Here is an 18,134-nt window from a genome sequence, read left to right on the forward strand (position 1 = left end):
GTCACACGCGGCGTCCCCGGAGCGGCGCAGTGGGGGCTGTTCGATGTCGGGGTAGGTGTTTTCCCAGCTCACGGACGTAAGCTAGGGGTGTAACGTCCGCTCGTCGAGGAGGACGGCAATGGTCGAGAGTCCGCGAACGATCGCCGGAACCGAACCGGCGCTGCCCGCGGGTGCGGACGCGGAGCGGTTCGCCGGGTACGGAGTGATGGGTCAGCCGTTCGCGAGCGGCCACTACCTGGCGTTCCGGCATTTCGCTGCCAGCTCGGTGGGGTCCGGATACGAATCGATCTGGCACCGGAACCCGGATCGGGAATGGGTCATATACAGCAGCGTCGCGCCGGAGACCAGTTGTGTGCGGTACTACGGTGCCGCGCTGGTGGACGCGCGGGTCGCGGATATCTCGGTGACCTGGACGGGGCCCTTCGCGCTGACGGTGCGGATGCCCGGCACGCTGGTATGGGAGATCGAGCTGGGGCGCTCGCCCGCGACGACGGCGATGACGGCGCTGGGCAGCGTGCTGCCCGCGGCACTGTGGCGAAACCCCACGGTGCTGTCGGTCATGTCGCGGGTGGCGGGTCCGGCGCTGGGCGTGGGGCGGGTGCGGTTGCGTGGCACCGCCCCGAACGGGCAATGGTTCCGGCTCGAGCCGCGGATGCTGTGGACGGTCGAGCGCACGGCGGCCCGGATCGACGGCGTGGATATCGGCCCGGCCGGGCCGTTGGCCGAGCAGACGGCGCTCGGTGACTTCCGGTTACCGCAGCGCGGCATGTTCGCGGTGGGTCGGGCGTATTTCGAGCAGTACGACGCTGCGCGGCACAAGATGGGGGCACCGGGGGCTTGATGGCCGGGCCGCCCGGGGTCGCGCGCGGCGAGGTCCGGCCGGCCGCGTGAAGAAGTGCGTTGCTTCTACCCGATGAAACGGCAATGGGAGCCGACCCTCGGGTCCGCTCCCACTGCCGTTCGGGATGTGTCGTGTCAGCCCACCGGGGCCGGCTCCGAAGCCTCGGTGGGTTTCGGATCGTCTTCCTTGCGGTTGCGGCGGATGCTGGAGAGCACCGCGGCACCGATGAAGGCGATACCGATGAGACCGGTGACGAGCTCGTGGACGTGGATATCGCCCACCGTGATCAGCAGGATCAGGGCCAGTGCGCCGATGGCCCAGTGGGCGCCGTGCTCGAGGTACACGTATTCGTTCAGCGTGCCCTTGCGCACCAGGTAGACCGTGATCGACCGGACGAACATGGCACCGATCAGGCCGAGGCCCAGCGCGATGATGATCGGGTCGGCGGTGATGGCGAAGGCGCCGATCACGCCGTCGAAGGAGAACGAGGCGTCGAGGACCTCGAGGTAGAGGAACAGGAAGAATCCGGCCTTACCGGTGGCCTTGGCCAGCCCGGACGGGCCGCCGGCGGCTTCCTCGGCGTGCTCCTCGGCGTTGAACATCGAACCCAGACCGTCGACGGCGATGTAGATGATCATGCCGAGCAGACCGGCCAGCAGCACGGTGGAGCGGTCGTCTTCGTGGGCGAGGAACTCCGCGGCCAGCACCAGGCCGATACCGGCGACGACCACCGACATCATGTCCAGTTTGCCGGCCTTGGCCAGGGGGCGTTCGATCCAGGACAGCCAGGTGATCTCGCGGTCTTCGAGGATGAAGTTGAGGAACAGCATCGCCAGGAACATGCCGCCGAACGCCGCGATCTGCGGGTGCGCACCGGTGAGCAGGGTCTCGTAGCTGGGGGAGCCGTCGGGGAAGTAGGCGGCGTCGCCGGCGGGCGGGTTCAACGCCAGATCGAAGGCTTCGACGGGGTTCAGGCCCGCGGTGACCCACACGATGGCCAGCGGGAAGACCAGCCGCATACCGAAGACGGCGATCAGGATGCCGATGGTGAGGAAGATCTTCTGCCAGAACTCACTCATCTTTTCCAAGATGGTGGCATTGATCACGGCATTGTCGAACGACAGTGACACCTCGAGGATGCCGAGGATGAGGCAGAGTGCCAGGGCGGTCGGGCCGCCGTAGAGGAATGCCACCCCCAGCGACAGCACCGTGACGACTAAGGATAAACCGAATATGCGCAGGACCACGCTGGGACCTTTCGTGTGCGGTGGCCGGACTGCGGTCGGTATCCCGGCCTGTACGAGAAACCTGGTCGACGGTATCGACGACCAGTCACCAGCGTTGCCGTCGACCGCCTATTTGTCCAATTTGTCCCCTGGCGCCTCTGGGACAGAGAACGAGGGGGCCCGTCACCGGACCCCCTCACGCTACCCGGAGGTGTGGAATCGTCAGACGTTCACACCGTAGTCACGCGCGATACCGGACAGCCCGGACGCGTAACCCTGGCCGATGGCGCGGAACTTCCACTCGGCCCCGTTGCGGTACAGCTCACCGAAGACCATGGCGGTCTCGGTGGAGGCATCCTCGGACAGGTCGTAGCGGGCCAGCTCCTCGCCGTTCGCCCGGTTCACGACGCGGATGTAGGCGTTGCGCACCTGACCGAACGACTGCGAACGGCTGTCCGCCTCGTAGATCGAGACGGGGAAGAAGATGCTCTCGATATTCGCCGGAGTGTTGGCGAGGTCGACGTTGATGACCTCGTCGTCGCCTTCGCCCTCACCGGTGGTGTTGTCGCCGGCGTGCTCGATGGCGCCCTCGGGGGACTTGAGGTTGTTGAAGAACACGAAGTGCTGGTCGGAGACGACCTTCTTGTCGGCTCCGGTGGCGATCGCGCTGGCGTCCAGATCGAAATCGGTGCCCGTGGTGGTGCGCACATCCCAGCCCAGGCCGACGGCGACCGCAGTGAGGCCCGGCGCCGCCTTGCTCAGCGAGACGTTGCCGCCCTTGGACAAACTGACACCCATGCGGGATTCCCTTTCGTAGTCGTCTGTGATTCCCAGCATGTCGGTAACCGCCGGGTACGGAATACGACAGTAGTGGGTTTCGGTGAACTTGCGTACAAACTCGGGCAAGCCGGTCATCGGCACGCGCGGGCGGCGGGCCCGGATGGTTTGGGATCGAACGCTTTCGGAGTTCCGGCCCGCGCCGCTCCGTTCGCCGTCACGGTGTTCGGCAGTGTGCGCGCGGAGCCCGAGGGTACGCGGTGTGGCGGCGCGCGGGTGGTGGTATCTCATACCATCGGGTCTGTGGCAGGCCGCAGGCGTGGATGGTTCCGGTCGGGGGAGGATCCGTGGTTCGAACAGGCACGGTCGGCGCTGACGACGGCGTTCCTGGATATGGACCGGCGGCAGTCGGCCGCGGAGGCGGCCGCCGTGGCCGCCGAGGAGATGTTCCCGGAACGGGGGCTGGGCCGTCGCTGGGCTTCGGTGCGGGAAGACTGCTACACCGCCGCTGCGGCATACCTGCAGCTCACCGGTGAGCTGGACCAGGACGAACAGTCCGGGACACGCCGGGCGGACCGGCAGCAGCGGGTGGACGCGGTGATCCGGCAGCTGGGATCGGTCGCGCAGCGGGTCGACCGCTTCTACCACGGCGACCGGGCCGCGCTCGAGGAAGCGATCGCGGTACGGCGAGCGGTTCCCGAACTGGTCGAGCGGGTCGCCGCCGATGCGGCACGGGTGCGCAGGCAGGCGGCCGAATCGGAATACGCCGAGTATGCCTCGGTGCGCGCGGGCGCCGAGGCGGTGGATGAGGCAATGCTCACACTGACCGCGGTGCCGCCGGAGGAACGCGGCCGGGCCCGGGCGGCGGCGAACCGGCTGGCTTCCGTTACGGCCGATTTGTCGGAATCGTTGGCCCAGGCCCCTTCTCGGGCCCCGGCCGCGCGCAACGCCATCTCCTCGGTCACCACCCGGCTCGCCGCGGTCCGCACCCGGGCCGAGCGGATCGGGCCCGCGCATTCTGCGTTGCTGCGAGAGTTCAATGCTGCGAGTTCGGCGGATCTGGCCGACAATGGGCGAACCAGCGAGCGTCATATCGCCGCCGCGGCACAAGCCCTGGCCGGGGCCCGTGCCGCCGCGGCCGAGAACACCCCGGAGCAGGCCCTTGAACTGACCACCACCGCGCGCGGCCACCTCGCCGACGCCGAACAACTGGTCGATGCCGTGACCAAGCGGCTGGCCGAGTTGCGGGCGGTCCGCGAAGATCCGCGCCAACGCGCCGAGGCCGTACGGTTCCGCCTCCGGGACGCCCAGATGCTGGCGGTGTCACGGGGACTGGTCGCCGAATGGGGTTCGGTACTGGACGCTCAGGTCGAGCGCCTCGACCGGGTGGCCGCGTCCCTCACCGGGCGGCACCCCGACTATTGGGCGTATGTAAACGAACTCGACACCATCACCGAATTCATTGCCGGGGTTGTCGAGCGAATGCGGAAACAACCACCACCGGGACAACGACGAGGATGAGACGGGGGCTCGATGACCGCAGGCACGGCCGTCCGGCAGGAAATTTCCCTGTACAAGCAGGTACCGCGCCGACACTTCAGGTATTTGCAGGGACCGGACGCCAGAGCGCTGTTCCACCGCCAACCGGAGCCGTTCGACGACTGTGCCGAGCGGGAGATACTGGCGATGGCGCTGGGCGCCACCCTGTACGTACCGGCCACCCGGGCGGATCTGACGGCGACGATCGTGCGCCGGGCCGATCGCGGAGTGTGCTCGATGGTGATCGACCTCGAGGACGCGGTTGCCGACCACGAGGTCGAGTTCGCGAAACAGCAGACCGTGCGCACCCTCGACGAACTCGCCGCTCGCCCGGATCCCAACCCGATGCTGTTCGTCCGTGTCCGGGACGCCGATACCGTGCCCGAACTGCTCGACCGGCTGGGCGCGGGCGTACAGGTGCTGACGGGTTTCGTGTTCCCCAAGTTCGACAGCTCCTCGGCACCGAAGTACCTCGCCGCGCTGACCGCCGCCGCCGCTCGTACGGAACGGCCGCTCTACGGGATGCCGGTACTCGAATCCGCGGCGCTGGTACACCGGCAGACCAGGGATTCCGAACTCACCCAGATCGCGGCCTGCCTGGCCGAGGTCCGGGAACGGATTCTGGCCGTGCGGATCGGCGCCACCGATATGTGCGCGACCTTCGGTATCCGCCGCGACCGTGACCTGACCATCTACGATGTGCGGGTCATCGCGGATGTGATCGCCGATATCGTGAACTACCTGGGCCGGGCCGACGGTACGGGTTTCGTGATCACCGGGCCGGTCTGGGAGTACTTCGCCGACCACGAACGGATGTTCCGGCCGCTGCTGCGTACCGCGCCGTTCGAGGAATCCGACGCGGTGCCGTTCCGCAGCTATCTGGTGAGCCGGGATCTGGACGGTCTGCTGCGCGAGATCACGCTGGACCGTGCCAACGGTATCCAGGGCAAAACCGTCATCCATCCCTCGCATGTGGCGGCCGTGCACGCGCTGTCGGTGGTCACGCACGAGGAATACTCCGATGCCCTCGACATTCTGCAGGTCGAGGTCGGTGGGGTCGCCGCGTCCGGGTACCACAACAAGATGAACGAGATGCGGCCACATCGCAATTGGGCGCGCAACACCCTGACCCGGGCCCGGGTCTTCGGGGTGGCCAAGAAAGGGGTGTCCTTCGTGGATCTGCTATCGGCGCTGGTCACGGTATGAGCGGCGGATCCGGCGAATCGTATTGGGCGACCCGCGCTCTCGGTATCGAACTGCGGCACCGGGAAGCGTTCCGGCACGGAAACACCCCCGACACTCTCGCGGCCGAACCGGAGATCGCCGATCTGGTGCAGCCTGGGTTGCGCAAGAATCCGCGGCGCGCGCATCTGCTGGTCTCCACGGTGCTGGGCAAACACCTGCCGACCGATCCGGTCCGGGTCCGGGACGCGGGTGACCGCCTCGGTGATCTGGTGCGCGCGGTACTCGGCGACCAGGATGCCGTGGTACTCGGGTTCGCCGAGACCGCGACCGGGCTCGGGCACTGTGTGGCCACGCGGATCGACGCGGCGTGCTACCTGCATTCGACCCGCCGGGTGGTGCCGGGCGCGGTGACGCTCACCGGGTTCGAGGAAGGACATTCGCACGCCACCTCGCATCTGCTGCAGCCGATGCCCGGTGACGTGTTCACCGCGGGATTGCCGCTGGTGCTGGTGGACGACGAGATCTCCACCGGTGCGACCGCGCTGGATGCCATCGAGGCACTGCACGAATTCGCGCCACGGACCCACTATGTGCTGGCCACGCTGGTCGATATGCGCACCGACGCCGACCGTGACCGGTTCGCCGCGGCGGCCGCGGCGCTGGGCGCGCGGATCGATACGGTGTGCCTGGCGTCGGGCGCCACGGTGCTACCCGACGGTCTGGTGACCACCGTCTCGGAACTCCCTGCGGCCGAACCGAATCCGGTGGCGGATCGTCGCGGTGTGCCGGCCCGGCTGGAACTGCCCTGGCCGCGGGATGTGCCCGAGGGTGGCCGGCACGGGTTCCTGCGCGCCGACCGGGCCGGGTTCGAGCAGGCCACCGCCGTCGCCGGGAAAATGCTGCGGGACCAGCTGGTCACCGAGTACCCCGGTCGCCCGGTGATCGTGCTCGCCCACGAAGAGCTGATGTACCTGCCGCTGTGCCTGGCCGTGGGAATCGCCGAGTCCGGGGTGCCGGTGCGGTACCAGACCACCACGCGTTCCCCGGCGTACGTCCTGGACGAGCCCGGTTATCCGCTGCGCCGCGGTTTCCGGTTCCCGGCTCCCGAAGCAGGCGAGGACAAACCGCGCTACCTCTACAACGCATACTGGCCCGATGAGCCGGCCGCGGACCCGGTGCTGGTGTTCGTGGCCGATTCACCCGCCGACGGTGAGCGGCTCTATGCCCCGGGCGGGCTGGTCGATGTCCTCACCGCCGCCGGTTCCGATGTGGTGGTGGCGATCATCCGGGAGGCCGATCCGCGCACGCTGGCCACCGCGCGCTCGGGCGGTTTCGCCGGGCCCACACCGCTGTTCGGCCCCGGATTCGGTTCCTACGACCGGGCCGATGTGGCGTGGCTGCTGAAGGATCTGTCCGGCGCCGCTCTGGAGGCCGATACCGCCCTCCGTGAGCAGCGGATCCAGTCCGGAATCGCGCATTACGCCGAATCGCTGCCCATCGAATACCAGCCCGACGCCGCCTACCGGGAACTGTTCGACCGGGTACTGGCCGACAGTGCCGAGCGGCTGGCCTTGGCAGTGGGCACAGTGGCCGAACTGGTGGCCGCCGAACGCGGCACCGATATCGTGCTGGCGTCGCTGGCCCGGGCGGGTACCCCCGTCGGCATCCTGATCCGCCGCTGGCTGGCCACCGGGCACGGGCAGCGCCCCGCACTGGATATCCCGCACTACGCGGTGTCGATCGTGCGCGATCGCGGGATCGACACCGTGGCCCTGGACTATCTGGCTCATCATCACGATTCCGCGTCCGTGGTGTTCGTGGACGGCTGGACCGGTAAGGGCGCGATCACCCGGGAACTGACCGCGGCCCTCGACGAGTATCACGCGGCGGGCGGTGCCCGCTTCGACGACGACCTCGCCGTACTCGCCGACCCCGGACACTGCGTGCGCACGTACGGCACCCGCGACGATTTCCTGATCGCCTCGGCCTGCCTCAACTCCACGGTATCCGGACTGGTGTCGCGGACGGTGCTCAACCGGGAACTCATCGGCCCGGGGGATTTCCACGGCGCCAAGTTCTACGCCGAGCTGGCCGCCGAGGATGTCTCCGCACGACTGATCGATACCGTCACCGGGGCGTTCGAAACGGTCCGGCCGCAGGTGAGCGCGCAGGTCGCGGCGGTGCGTTCCGGGGACCGCGCACCCACCTGGGCGGGCTGGGCGTCGGTGGAGCGGGTGCGCGCCGAATACGGGATCGACAGCGTGAACTTCGTGAAACCGGGCGTCGGGGAGACCACCCGCGTCCTGTTGCGCCGGGTTCCATGGCGAGTGCTGGTCCGGGAACCGGACGCGCCCGAGCACGCCCATATCCGGCTGCTGGCGCAGGCCCGGGCCGTGCCGGTGGAGGTCGTGGCGGACCTGGCGTATTCGTGTATGGGCCTGATCAAGGATGTGCAGCGGTAGATGTCGTCTCCGAAACCCCTGCTGGTCGCCACGGATCTGGATCGCACGATGATCTACTCCGCCGCGGCCGCCGGCACCGCCGCCGCGGCGACAGTATGTGTGGAGCACCTCGACGGTTCTCCGCTGTCGTATATGACCGCGGCCGCCGCGGACCGGCTGCGTGAACTCGCTGGTGCGGCGGTGGTCCTCCCCACCACCACCCGGACCATCGAGCAGTTCGGCCGGATCCGGCTTCCCGGGGCGCCGTGGTCCTACGCCGTCACGAGCAATGGTGGAAACATCCTGGTCGACGGGGTACCGGATGCGCGGTGGCGCCGGGGGATCGAGGCGGCGGTCCGGGCCGGCGGGACCGGTCTCGCCGAGGTCGAGACCGCGCTGCGGGCCCGGATCGACGACTCGTGGGTGCTCAAGTTCCGCGAGGCCGACGGCCTGTTCTGCTATCTGGTGGTGGACCTCGCCGCGACTCCCCCGGATTTCCTGACCGACTGGGACGCCTGGTGCCGGGAGCGTGGCTGGACCGCATCGCGGCAGGGTCGCAAGATCTACACGATGCCGACGGCGGTGTGCAAGAGCCGGGCGGTGGCCGAGGTCCGGGCCCGGCTCGTCGAGTCCGGTGCATTGGACGCGGCGGCGCCGACGCTGGCCGCCGGCGACGGCGCGCTGGACGCCGAAATGCTCGCCGCGGCCGTTCACGCCATCCGGCCCCGGCACGGTGAGCTCGAAGAACTCGGCTGGACCCGGCCGGGCCTGACCGTCACCGCCGCCACCGGAATCGAGGCGGGGGAAGAAATTCTCGGCTGGTTCGCCGCCGCGCTCCCGGGCCCGGTGGCCGCCGGGACGGCGGGTTAGAGCATGCGCCGCCGGGCCCGTGACTCGGCGCGGGAACGCCGCAACGAGACCCGCGACCACACGGCATCCTGCAGCGCCAGTGTCGCCCAGCCCGCTATCGCCATCCCGGCCAGGTTCACCACCAGCTGCAACGTGCTACCCCAGATGGCCGAACCCGCGCCGAAGGCCAGGCCGAGCGCGATATTGCCCGCGGCCGGAACAGTGGTCACCGAGATGAACACTCCCACCAGCGCACCCGATTTGGCGGAGGTCAGCGACAGCACCCCGGCCGCTGCCGCGATCAACGCGACGATGAACGACCATTTGTCCGGTGTGTAGATGAACGAGGTCTCCGGCCGATCCCCGGTGACCACGTCGACGGTTATCCAGCCGAACAACCGGCCGACCAGGACGACCGCGAACGTGATCGCGATGGCGGCACCGAAACCCATTGCCAGCGTGGCGACAGCCCGACCGAACAGCGCGGCACGGCGCCGGACCAGCGCCACGCCCAGCGCGGCGATGGCCCCGAACTCCGGACCGAGCACCATCGCGCCGATCACCAGGATCTGTGAGTCGACCACGATCGCGATACTGGCGAGTGCCGTCGCCAGCGTCATGAAACTCACGTAGGTCCAGTTGAGTTCGGTCTCCTCGTAGGAGCGCTGGGTGACATCGGCCCAGACGACCGAATCGGCGCTGTAGCCCGGAGTGCGTAGCTCGGCGAGATACCCGGACAGGGACATCCAGGTGGATATCTGCTCCAATTCGATACTGCCGCGATGGTGCAGGCCGATCGCACGCAGGCGTTCGAGGACATCGTTGGCGGCTTCGCGGGCCAGATCCGCGAACACCACATCGCCTTTCGGCCGTAGCGAGCTCCCACGTAGGACCGCCAGTCCGCTCACCGCGTCGTCGGCCTCGAGGATCGCCACCACATCGTCGGTCAGTTCGGCCGGCGACATTATCCGCACATGCAGCATGCGCCAAGTCTGCCCGGGCGGCGCAGCGGTACGCAGCCGGACGGGTCCGGTCGCGTGCCTCCGGTCAGTACCCCTGCTGCTGGCCGGCGAGCTGCTGGGCGATAACCCCTTGCAGCCGCTGCAGGCCCGGCACGGTGATCCCGCTCTGCAGCTGCCCCTCGATGGTGCGGATGAGAGCGGCGTCGCTGAGGACCTTCTCGCTCGACTGGATGAGAACGGTCCCCGCGCCGGTGAAATCGAACTGGCGTTCCTCCCCGGAGGTCACACCGAACGCGGCCGCCCCGGCCGCCAGATAACCCGATACCCACCGTTGATCGTAGTGATGGCTGGGAGACGGGCAATCCGCCCAGCCCACCAGTGATTCCGGATCCACCCGCAGCGGCGGTTCGGCGAAGATCACCGGGCCGTTCGAAGAGGCCAGGAACTTCCCGGTGCCGATCAGTGTCAGGAAACCGGGCACGATCGATTGATTCAGCGACAGCCCGGGCTCGAAGGCCAGCAGGTTCGCCGCGCGGATGGTGAGGTTGCCGTCGTCGAGATCGTAGGAGTTGATGTCGTAGCCGCGGTCACCGATCAGCAGTTTGCCCTGCCCCTCGGCCACCACGTAGTCGCCGGTGAACAGCGGGGCCGAGAACTGATTCGCCACCATGTGCAGGAGTTGGCCCTGCAGGCCGTGGGTGAGCGCCTGGAACCGCATCTGCCCGTAGTAGGCGATCATCGCGCCCTTGCGCATGAACCACGGCTTGTTCAGATCGATGCAGTACGCGTAGCTGTTGCCGGGGACGTTATCGCTTTCCCCGAGTTTCATCGGGTTGAGGATCTCGCTCACAATTTCTCCTCCGATGCCTGCACGTACACCAGACCCTGGCCCGCGCACTGCAGTTGCATGGCCTCGCCGGCCCCGCGTCCCACCGCGTCACGCCAGCTCATCGCGGCCTTCAGATCGGTGTGCACGTTCCCGTAGGAGGCGATGAACGCCTGCGGGTCGACCACCACCGGATTCGGCCCGCCGACCTGTAGTTCGAGGAAACCACCGTGGGCCAGCAGGACGGCGCTGCCCTGCCCGGACAGCTGAGTGGTGAACATGCCCTGGCCGGTGAGCGCACCCGACGCGGCACCGCGCAGGGCACCCATCAGGCCCCCGCCGCCTCCGCCGCCGCCGCCGGAGCTCGCCACCGATACCACCGAGGTCTGCAGGCCGGCGGTGTAGGCGAGCAGCCGGGACGCCTCCACCTGCAGTACCGCACCCGGCTGGATGTGGACCACCTGCACTTCCAGACCGGCGAAACCGTAATGGACGCTGCCGTTGCCCTGCGCGAGCATGGTGCGCTGATGCTCGCCGGCCATCATCTGCCCGGCCATCCGGACCAGCCCGCCGCCGCCCATACCGGCGCCCCCCGGTATCTCGTGCGGTGCGAAGGACACGTCGCCGGTGTAGAAGAGCATGCCGCCGGCGCGGGCGACCACGCCGCCCGCTGTGGCGATATCGACGGCGACGACCTTGGAATTGATCTTCTCGAACATGACCTACCGTTCCGCCGGTTGGATCGAGACCACGCCCTGCCCGTCCCAGCGCAGCGAGAACGCCTCGCCGCCACCCTGTCCCATCGCCGCACGCCAGGAGACATCGGTGACGAAGGACTGGTTGAGGTTGCCGCGGGCGGCGACGAACGCGTCGGGGTCCACCACCAGCGGGAACTGCGGTGAGACCTCCAGGTGGATGAGCGGGCCGCCCGCCGACAGCAGGGCGACCTGCCCCTGGCCGCTGACCGTGGTGGTGAACAGCCCCTGGCCGCTGGACGCCCCGCGCACACCGGCGAATCGCACATCGGTACGCAGATTCCCGGCAAAGGCCAGCAATTGCTGCGATTCGACCTGCAGGGTCTCGTTGTTCAGGTTCACCACCGAGACGTACTGGCCGTTGACCGCCAGGAAGACCCGGCCCTGGCCACCGCATTCCATCAGCGAGAGCTTCTCGCCGGTGGCGCGGCGCTTCATCCCGGCCAGCACCCCGTCCCCGCCACCGAACCCGGCCGATTTGAATTGCACGGCGCCCTCGTAGGCGACCATCGAGCCGGAGATGGCGCGGATACTGGTGTTCGCCAGGTGTACCTCGATCACCTTCTTCGACTGTTCGAAGAGTTGTGCCATGGAGAGTCGCCTGTTCTCGCCGCCCCGGAGCCCGGCCCACCGCCGGTGCTCATCCGTCGCCGTCACCTTAATCGCCGCAGGTCGGTCCAGTCCATGCCGGGCCACACCATTCGTCTACTCCGGATGGTCGACGTCCGTGGTCGGGGCCCGTCCCCGGTTCTGGAGCGACAGAGCGCAGAGCGAAGCGACCGAGCGCGTGCGGTCGGCAGTCCCGAGACCGGTGACCATTGAGCACTTTCAGTGTTGTGAGCCTCCCCAGGCCGGTCGAGGCGCACGACGGCATGCACCTTCTGTCTATTCCGGATGGTCTACCTCAGTGGTCGGGGCGGGCCCCGACGCCGCGACGCCGGAGGCGGCGCCATAAATACGAGCATCTCGTACAGTGGCATCCATACGCACCGACAAGCGAAGGGTCTGACTTGTCCGCAACACTCGCCAAGGGCCAGAACGGTCCACTGGCCACGAACGACGTGGTGGTCTCCATCCAGTTGGCGGCTCCGGCCGATCTGTCCGCCCTATTGGTCACCGAGCAGGGCAAAGTCCGGTCCGACGCGGATTTCGTCTTCTACAACCAGCCCAGCGGTCCCGGGGTGAACCTGCGGCCGGGCCCGGCCGGGCAGCCCGCTTCGCTGGCGGTGAACCTCGGTGCGGTCCCCGCCGATATCGCGCAGGTCCGTGCGGTCATCACCCTCGACGACCCGAATTCCAACTTCGGGCAGTTCGCGCCCCCGGTCGCCTATGTATCGGATCAGTCCGGCGCGCAGCTGTTCGAGTACCGGATCGACGGACTGGCCACCGAATCCATCGTGATCGCGCTGGAGCTCTACCGGCGCCAGGGCGCGTGGAAGGTGCGGGCGGTCGGGCAGGGCTACGCGGGCGGTTTCGCCGCGCTGGTCACCGATCACGGTGTCACGGTGGACGATTCCCCGGCCGAAACGCAGGCCGCCGCCCCGGCTGCCGCGCCGCCTCCGCCGCCGCCCGTGCAGCAGACCGCGCCGGTACCGCCGCCGCCCACCCAGCAGGCCTATCCCACCCAGCAGCAACCGCCGGCTCCGCCCTACCCGCCCCAGGGCGGGGGCTATCCGCCGCAGGGTGGCGGTTATCCGCCGCCGCCCGGGCCCGGTTACCCGCAGCAGCCCGCTCCGGCGGCGCCCACCCAGCAGCATCCCGGCGAGATAAGTCTGAGCAAGACCGGTCCGGTCAGCCTGCAGAAGGGGCAGCGGGTCAGCCTCCGCAAAGAGGACGGCGCGGCGCTCACCTTCGTCAAGATGGGCCTGGGCTGGGATCCGGTGCAGCAGCGCGGCCTGTTCGGCAGCCGGACCGTGGATATCGACCTCGACGCCTCGGTGGTGATGTTCGCCGATATGAATCCGGTGGATGTCGCCTACTACGGACAGCTGACCTCCAAGGACGGTTCGGTCCGGCACCAGGGCGACAACCTCACCGGCGAGGGCGCGGGTGACGACGAGGTGATCCTGGTCGACCTCACCCGGCTTCCGGCCCACGTCAACAACCTGATCTTCGTCGTGACCTCGTACAAGGGGCATACGTTCGGCCAGGTGCAGAACGCCTTCTGCCGGTTGATCGACGGTGCCAACAACGCGGAGCTGGCCCGCTACTCGCTCACCGGTGGCACGCCGACCACCGCCATGGCGATGGCGAAGCTGTTCCGGGCCGGCAACGACTGGAAGATGCAGGCCATCGGTGAGGGTTTCAACGCCAAACATCCCGGTGAGGCGATTCCCCAGCTGGGCCGGTTCCTGGCGGTATGAACGGTGTCGGGGGACAGGCGATGAAGCAGTTGCAGGCGGGGCAGAACACCCCGCTGAGCGGCGGGTCGACCCGCTTCCGGGTGAACGCGGCCGTGCCGCTGACGGTTTCGGCGCTGGTGGTGGCCGCCGACCTGCGGGTCGGTTCCGCGGCCGACGTGCTGGTGGCCGAGCGTCCGGCGGGCCCCGGGGTCCGGGTCGAGGAGGCGGCGGTCGTCGTCACACCGGCCGAGGTACGCGCGGATGCCCAGGCGGTACTGCTGGTGGCCGCCGCGCAGAGCGGACTCGGCGTGGTGACCGCGTCGCTGTCGGAGAACGATGCCGCGGTGGCCGAGTTCGTGATCGCTCCGCAGGCCGGGGAAACCGCGCTGATCTGCTTCGAACTGTACCGGCGCGGTACGGGCTGGAAGCTGCGCGCGGTAGGTCAGGGGTACGCGGGTGGTATCGGTGAACTGCTCCGGGCGCACGGCGCCGACGGTTTCGCGGCCGCCCCGGTCGCGGCGGCGGCCGCGCCCACCGTGCTCGACGCGCCGGTGGCCGCCCCCACCGGAGCGACCGCTGTGCCGGCTACGCAGGCCGAGATCCCGCCCTTGGAGGTCGGACACGGGCTGGAACGCCTGTGGATGATTTTCGAGGACGCCGCGCGTTCGGCCGCCGCCCTGGAATCGGCGCGCGGTTACGCGGCCGAACGCCTGGACCAGGAACTGTCGGCCGCGGTCTCCGATCCGGCCACCCGCAACACCCCCGCCGCCGACGCCGCGCGGGCGGCCGCGCAGCGCCGGCACGACGAGCTCACGGCGACCGCCGAACACAATCACCGGCGGGACAGCACCCAGTTGCTGCGCGAACTACACGAGGCGGACGCGGTGCTGCCCGCGGCGCTGGCCTCGTGGAAATCCCCCGCCTGGGACCGCCCGGCCGCTCCGGCGGATGGTATCCGGCTCGGTGAGCTCTACGCGCTCGACCGGGGCGCGCTGCGGATCCCCTATTGTGTTCCGGTCCCGCTGAATCGCCCGCTGTGGGTGGACACCGAATCCTCGGCGGCCGTCGCACCGGTGATCGGCGCCCTGCTGGCCCGGTTGATGCGGGCCGCGCCGGGACGCCGGACCCTGGTCGACATCATCGATCTCACCGGCGCGTTCACCGGTTTCACCGGGATGCTGGCACCGGTACTGGCGGGCCCGCCGATCACCGATCACTCCGATATCTCTCCGCGGTTACAGCAACTCGTGGACGCCGCCGAACTGGCGGAGATGGCCTACAACTCCGGGCAGGCGACACCGCCGGCCGAGCATCGCATCCTGCTCGCGGCGGATTTCCCGCACGGATACCAGGCCGCGGACGCGCAGCGGCTGGTGGCGTTGCTGGCCCGTGGGGATCTGATCGGACTGTCGACCATCATCGTCGGCGCAAACGAGTCCGAGTCCGGGGACAGTGCGGTGGCCACGCTGTCGCGTGCCTGCCGTCATCTGCCGACCGTCACCGGCACCCCGCTCTTCGATCCGTGGACCGGTAACGCCTGGCAGCTGGACCTGGACCTGCTACCGCACGAGCCCGAACAGCGGGCGAGAATCCTGCGGGCGGGCTGAGTCCGGGCCGGGCGCTTCGAGCGCCGGGCCCGGCCGGTGGTGTCGCAGCGGCGGTGGTGCCGGAAAGCGGTACCACCACGCTGTGGCAGGCGACGCAGCGGCCGATCAGTCGGTCAGGTCGATCACGCAGTTGTCCACTGCGATGACGATCGGATCACCCGGCGAGATCCCGAGTTCGTCACTCGCTCGGGGGAAGCTCGTTTGATTGCGGGCACCACCCGACGAGGAGTACACGGCGCCGTCCCGCACGATCCACACGTCCGAACGGGCGTCCATCTCGCCCGAGGCATCGAGAGTGGTCGCACCGAAATATGTCGTTCCGTTCTCGTCGATCACCGTGCCGTTGGCGAGTTCGTGCCCGTCGGTTGTGAGTCCGGCGGCGACCAGGGCGACGAGTTCGGCGCTCGCCGGGGCGCACCGGGGGTCGGAGTAGGCCGTCGTCGCCGCGGGGGGTGGCGATGCGGTCGTGGTCGGGGGTGCCGATGATGCGGCCGCGGAAGTTTCCGGGGGCGCCGGCGCCTCGCTGTTCTGCTCGGCGGGCCCCGCCGCCGGCGACGCCGGGGGCGTGCGGACCTCGGTGGTGGTCCGGACGGGTGCCGCGTCCTCGGCTGCCGTGTCGTCGCCACCGATCAGGTAGCCGATGATGCCGAGTAGCACGAACGCGCCGAGGCCGACCCCGGCCACGATCAGTATGTTCCGGTTCGCTCGTCCGCGCCGAGCGATATTCTCGTGCCGCTGTCGATCATCCACCGATATCCCCTGACTGATTGCGGGGCGCGGGCAAGCGCCTCCGGTGATCCCGAACGTGAATCGGCGCGCGAGCGTTTCGTGTTTCACCGGCCGGGCTTCACCTCCGGCCCGGTGTGGCCGCGGGTCAGCCCAGGCGCGCGGGCGGCTGGAACTCCCGAACCTGCTCCACCGGTGCCGCGGTGGTTGCGGTGTCCCGCTTACCGGTCCGCGTGGTGGCCACCGTACCGGTCCAGTGGGTATCGCGGGAAATCCGGGGGCGCAGTACCTCCGGTAGCCACGGCAGCAGCGGGTCCGGGGCGCGGTCGACCACCCCGCCGACCGGATCGTCCAGATGGTCGTGGCGCACCAGATCCTGTTCGGGCCGGTAGATCTGCCGGACGATCAGCACGCACAGGCCGATCACCGCGAGGTCGCGCAGCAGCACGGTCGCGGTGAACCACTGCTCCGGCAGGCCCTTCCGGTCCTCGCCGAGGTAGTAGAACATGCGCGGCACCCAGACCAGGGCATCGATCGTCATCCACGCCAGCAGGAGCCGCCGGTGCGGCAGGGCCAGCACCGCGATCGGCACCAGCCACAGCGAGTACTGCGGGCTCCACACCTTGTTCGTCAGCAGGAACGCGGCGATGACCAGGAAGCACAGCTGCGCCAGCCGGGGCCGGCGCGGGGCGGTCAGGCCGATATAGGCGATACCGAGACAGGCCGCCACGAACAGCAGCAGCGAGACCAGGTTGAGGACCGTGGGTGGTTCGCCGTGGCGCAGCACACCGTCGAAACCCGACCAGTCGGTGAACGACATCACCACGTTGTAGAGCGAATCGGGATCGGCGTGCCGCGTGGTGTTGAGCCGGAAGAATTCCCGCCACCCCTGTGGGTACAGCAGCGCGATCGGCAGATTGACCAGGAGCCAGGTGGCCACGGCGCCGCCGCCGGTCAGCGCGGCCGCGCCGAGCGGGCGGGTGCCCAGCAACCGGATCCGCGCCGGCACCTCCGCGAGCCAGGTGCGCAGCGCCGCGGCACTGTCGATATCGCGCAACCGGGTCGCCTGCTGCGCGCGGGGGGTGCGCTGCATCGGATCGGCGCGCAGGCACAGCACCACGATCGGGCCCAGCAGCAGCAGGGGGTACAGCTTCGCCGCACCACCCAATCCCAGCAGGACACCGGCCAGCAGTGGCCGCCGGCGGGCCCATGCCAGCAGGCCCAGAGCGGCGAAGGCGGTGGCGAGGAAATCGAAATTGGTGAAGGCGTGCACGATCACCAATGGGGAACACGCCACCAGCGCCGCGTCCCAGACCCGGCGCCCGGACAGCAGCGCGGTCGCCCAGATGGTGGCGAGCCAGGCGACCGAGAGACCCAGGGCCACCACATTGAAGTACAGCACCACCTGTAGTGCCCCCGGCAGCGGACTGGCGTCCCAGCTCTTGGCCACCAGCATGGAAACGTACTGGTACATGCCCGACAGAACCGGATACTCCATATGCCGGACCTCGGTACCGCCGCCGGGTGTTTCCTCCACCCAGGACTTCTTGTACGGGAACGCGCCCTCGTTGAGGCGTTCGGCGCCGTACAGCGGCACGGTGTCCGAATAGCACATGGCCGTGTACTGGCGGCCGTTGTTCCAGTCCAGGGTGAGCAGCCCGCCGGTGGTGGTGGTCTGCTGGATACATCCGGCCTTGGCGAACCAGCCGAACGCCAGGAAGATCACTGTGCAGGCCAGCAGCACCCGCATCGGCGTCCAGAACCGTGCGCGACCGATCAGCGCGTGATCGCCGACCGGCCCACCCACGACCGTGCACAGCTGGGCGGTCATGGAATCGTTGCGGCTCGGCTTGTCGCGCGCGTCGGCAGAACGCAGATCTCGGGCGAGCGGGGCGGGCGAATCGTAACCGGCTGTGGCGGCCCGACCGGTTCGCCCGTTTCCGGGACCTATACCGTCGTCCGGCCCACCCACCAGTCGCTGCTCGCTCACGGCACCCGAGGTTACCTGTTACCGGGGTCCCGGCCCGGACCGAGCCGGGGCCCCGGACAGTGCTGCGG

General features: G+C 68.9%; 15 protein-coding genes. 7 read left to right on the top strand and 8 right to left on the bottom strand.

All coding sequences use genetic code 11. The features are described 5' to 3' along the window. The first annotated feature begins 118 nt into the window (after positions 1-118). A complete protein-coding gene (locus IG75_RS0129100; protein ID WP_030524546.1) occupies positions 119-841 on the top strand; it encodes a hypothetical protein in 723 nt (240 codons plus the stop codon). A 134-nt stretch (positions 842-975) separates the two neighbouring features. On the opposite strand, the gene IG75_RS0129105 is transcribed toward IG75_RS0129100, so the two are convergent. Together IG75_RS0129105 and IG75_RS0129110 are read right to left on the bottom strand one after the other, a co-directional pair. After that, on the bottom strand, positions 976-2,088 hold the full coding sequence (locus IG75_RS0129105) for a DUF475 domain-containing protein (RefSeq protein ID WP_030524547.1): 1,113 nt from the start codon (positions 2,086-2,088) through the stop codon (positions 976-978). A gap of 201 nt (positions 2,089-2,289) precedes the next feature. Continuing rightward, positions 2,290-2,865, bottom strand: coding sequence for a TerD family protein (locus IG75_RS0129110; RefSeq protein WP_030524548.1), 576 nt, complete (start codon positions 2,863-2,865; stop codon positions 2,290-2,292). Between the two features lie 282 nt (positions 2,866-3,147). Between IG75_RS0129110 and IG75_RS0129115 the strand changes: the two genes are divergently transcribed. From IG75_RS0129115 to IG75_RS0129130, 4 genes are read left to right on the top strand one after another with little or no spacing between them, the layout of a single operon-like run. Then, the gene (locus IG75_RS0129115) at positions 3,148-4,365 is read left to right on the top strand and encodes a hypothetical protein (RefSeq protein ID WP_030524549.1); all 1,218 of its coding nucleotides are present in this window, start codon (positions 3,148-3,150) and stop codon (positions 4,363-4,365) included. A gap of 12 nt (positions 4,366-4,377) precedes the next feature. After that, positions 4,378-5,589: an HpcH/HpaI aldolase/citrate lyase family protein gene (locus IG75_RS0129120; protein ID WP_030524550.1), complete on the top strand. Its 1,212-nt coding sequence runs from the start codon at positions 4,378-4,380 to the stop codon at positions 5,587-5,589. Then, complete coding sequence (locus IG75_RS0129125; RefSeq protein ID WP_081877200.1) at positions 5,586-8,030, top strand: phosphoribosyltransferase; 2,445 nt, start codon at positions 5,586-5,588, stop codon at positions 8,028-8,030. Before IG75_RS0129120 ends, IG75_RS0129125 begins: the two co-directional genes overlap by 4 nt. Beyond that, positions 8,031-8,879, top strand: a complete 849-nt coding sequence (locus IG75_RS0129130; RefSeq protein WP_030524552.1) for an HAD family hydrolase — start codon at positions 8,031-8,033, stop codon at positions 8,877-8,879. It abuts the gene before it with no gap. Here IG75_RS0129130 and IG75_RS0129135 read toward each other — a convergent pair. From IG75_RS0129135 to IG75_RS0129150, 4 genes are all read right to left on the bottom strand, one after another. Beyond that, positions 8,876-9,823, bottom strand: coding sequence for a DUF389 domain-containing protein (locus IG75_RS0129135; protein ID WP_245713236.1), 948 nt, complete (start codon positions 9,821-9,823; stop codon positions 8,876-8,878). The two genes, IG75_RS0129130 and IG75_RS0129135, sit on opposite strands and share 4 nt — an antisense overlap. 82 nt (positions 9,824-9,905) lie before the next feature. Continuing rightward, a complete protein-coding gene (locus tag IG75_RS0129140) occupies positions 9,906-10,670 on the bottom strand; it encodes an AIM24 family protein (protein WP_030524554.1) in 765 nt (254 codons plus the stop codon). Beyond that, positions 10,667-11,365 (bottom strand): AIM24 family protein, encoded by a 699-nt coding sequence (locus tag IG75_RS0129145; RefSeq protein WP_030524555.1) that lies wholly within the window; start codon positions 11,363-11,365, stop codon positions 10,667-10,669. The genes IG75_RS0129140 and IG75_RS0129145 overlap by 4 nt, the downstream gene beginning before the upstream one ends. Positions 11,366-11,368: 3 nt before the next feature. After that, complete coding sequence (locus tag IG75_RS0129150; RefSeq protein WP_030524556.1) at positions 11,369-11,992, bottom strand: AIM24 family protein; 624 nt, start codon at positions 11,990-11,992, stop codon at positions 11,369-11,371. A gap of 419 nt (positions 11,993-12,411) precedes the next feature. Between IG75_RS0129150 and IG75_RS0129160 the strand changes: the two genes are divergently transcribed. Together IG75_RS0129160 and IG75_RS0129165 are read left to right on the top strand one after the other, a co-directional pair. Continuing rightward, a complete protein-coding gene (locus tag IG75_RS0129160; protein ID WP_030524557.1) occupies positions 12,412-13,764 on the top strand; it encodes a TerD family protein in 1,353 nt (450 codons plus the stop codon). A 20-nt stretch (positions 13,765-13,784) separates the two neighbouring features. After that, a complete protein-coding gene (locus tag IG75_RS0129165; protein WP_030524558.1) occupies positions 13,785-15,350 on the top strand; it encodes a TerD family protein in 1,566 nt (521 codons plus the stop codon). Between the two features lie 105 nt (positions 15,351-15,455). Here IG75_RS0129165 and IG75_RS39950 read toward each other — a convergent pair whose 3' ends face one another. Both IG75_RS39950 and IG75_RS0129175 read right to left on the bottom strand, forming a co-directional pair. Beyond that, positions 15,456-16,034, bottom strand: coding sequence for a DUF2510 domain-containing protein (locus tag IG75_RS39950; RefSeq protein ID WP_174561192.1), 579 nt, complete (start codon positions 16,032-16,034; stop codon positions 15,456-15,458). A gap of 190 nt (positions 16,035-16,224) precedes the next feature. Continuing rightward, positions 16,225-18,027, bottom strand: coding sequence for a glycosyltransferase family 87 protein (locus IG75_RS0129175; RefSeq protein ID WP_156059224.1), 1,803 nt, complete (start codon positions 18,025-18,027; stop codon positions 16,225-16,227). Positions 18,028-18,134: the final 107 nt, after the last annotated feature.

Source organism: Nocardia rhamnosiphila NBRC 108938, from assembly GCF_000720425.1.
GTDB classification, from domain to species: domain Bacteria; phylum Actinomycetota; class Actinomycetes; order Mycobacteriales; family Mycobacteriaceae; genus Nocardia; species Nocardia rhamnosiphila.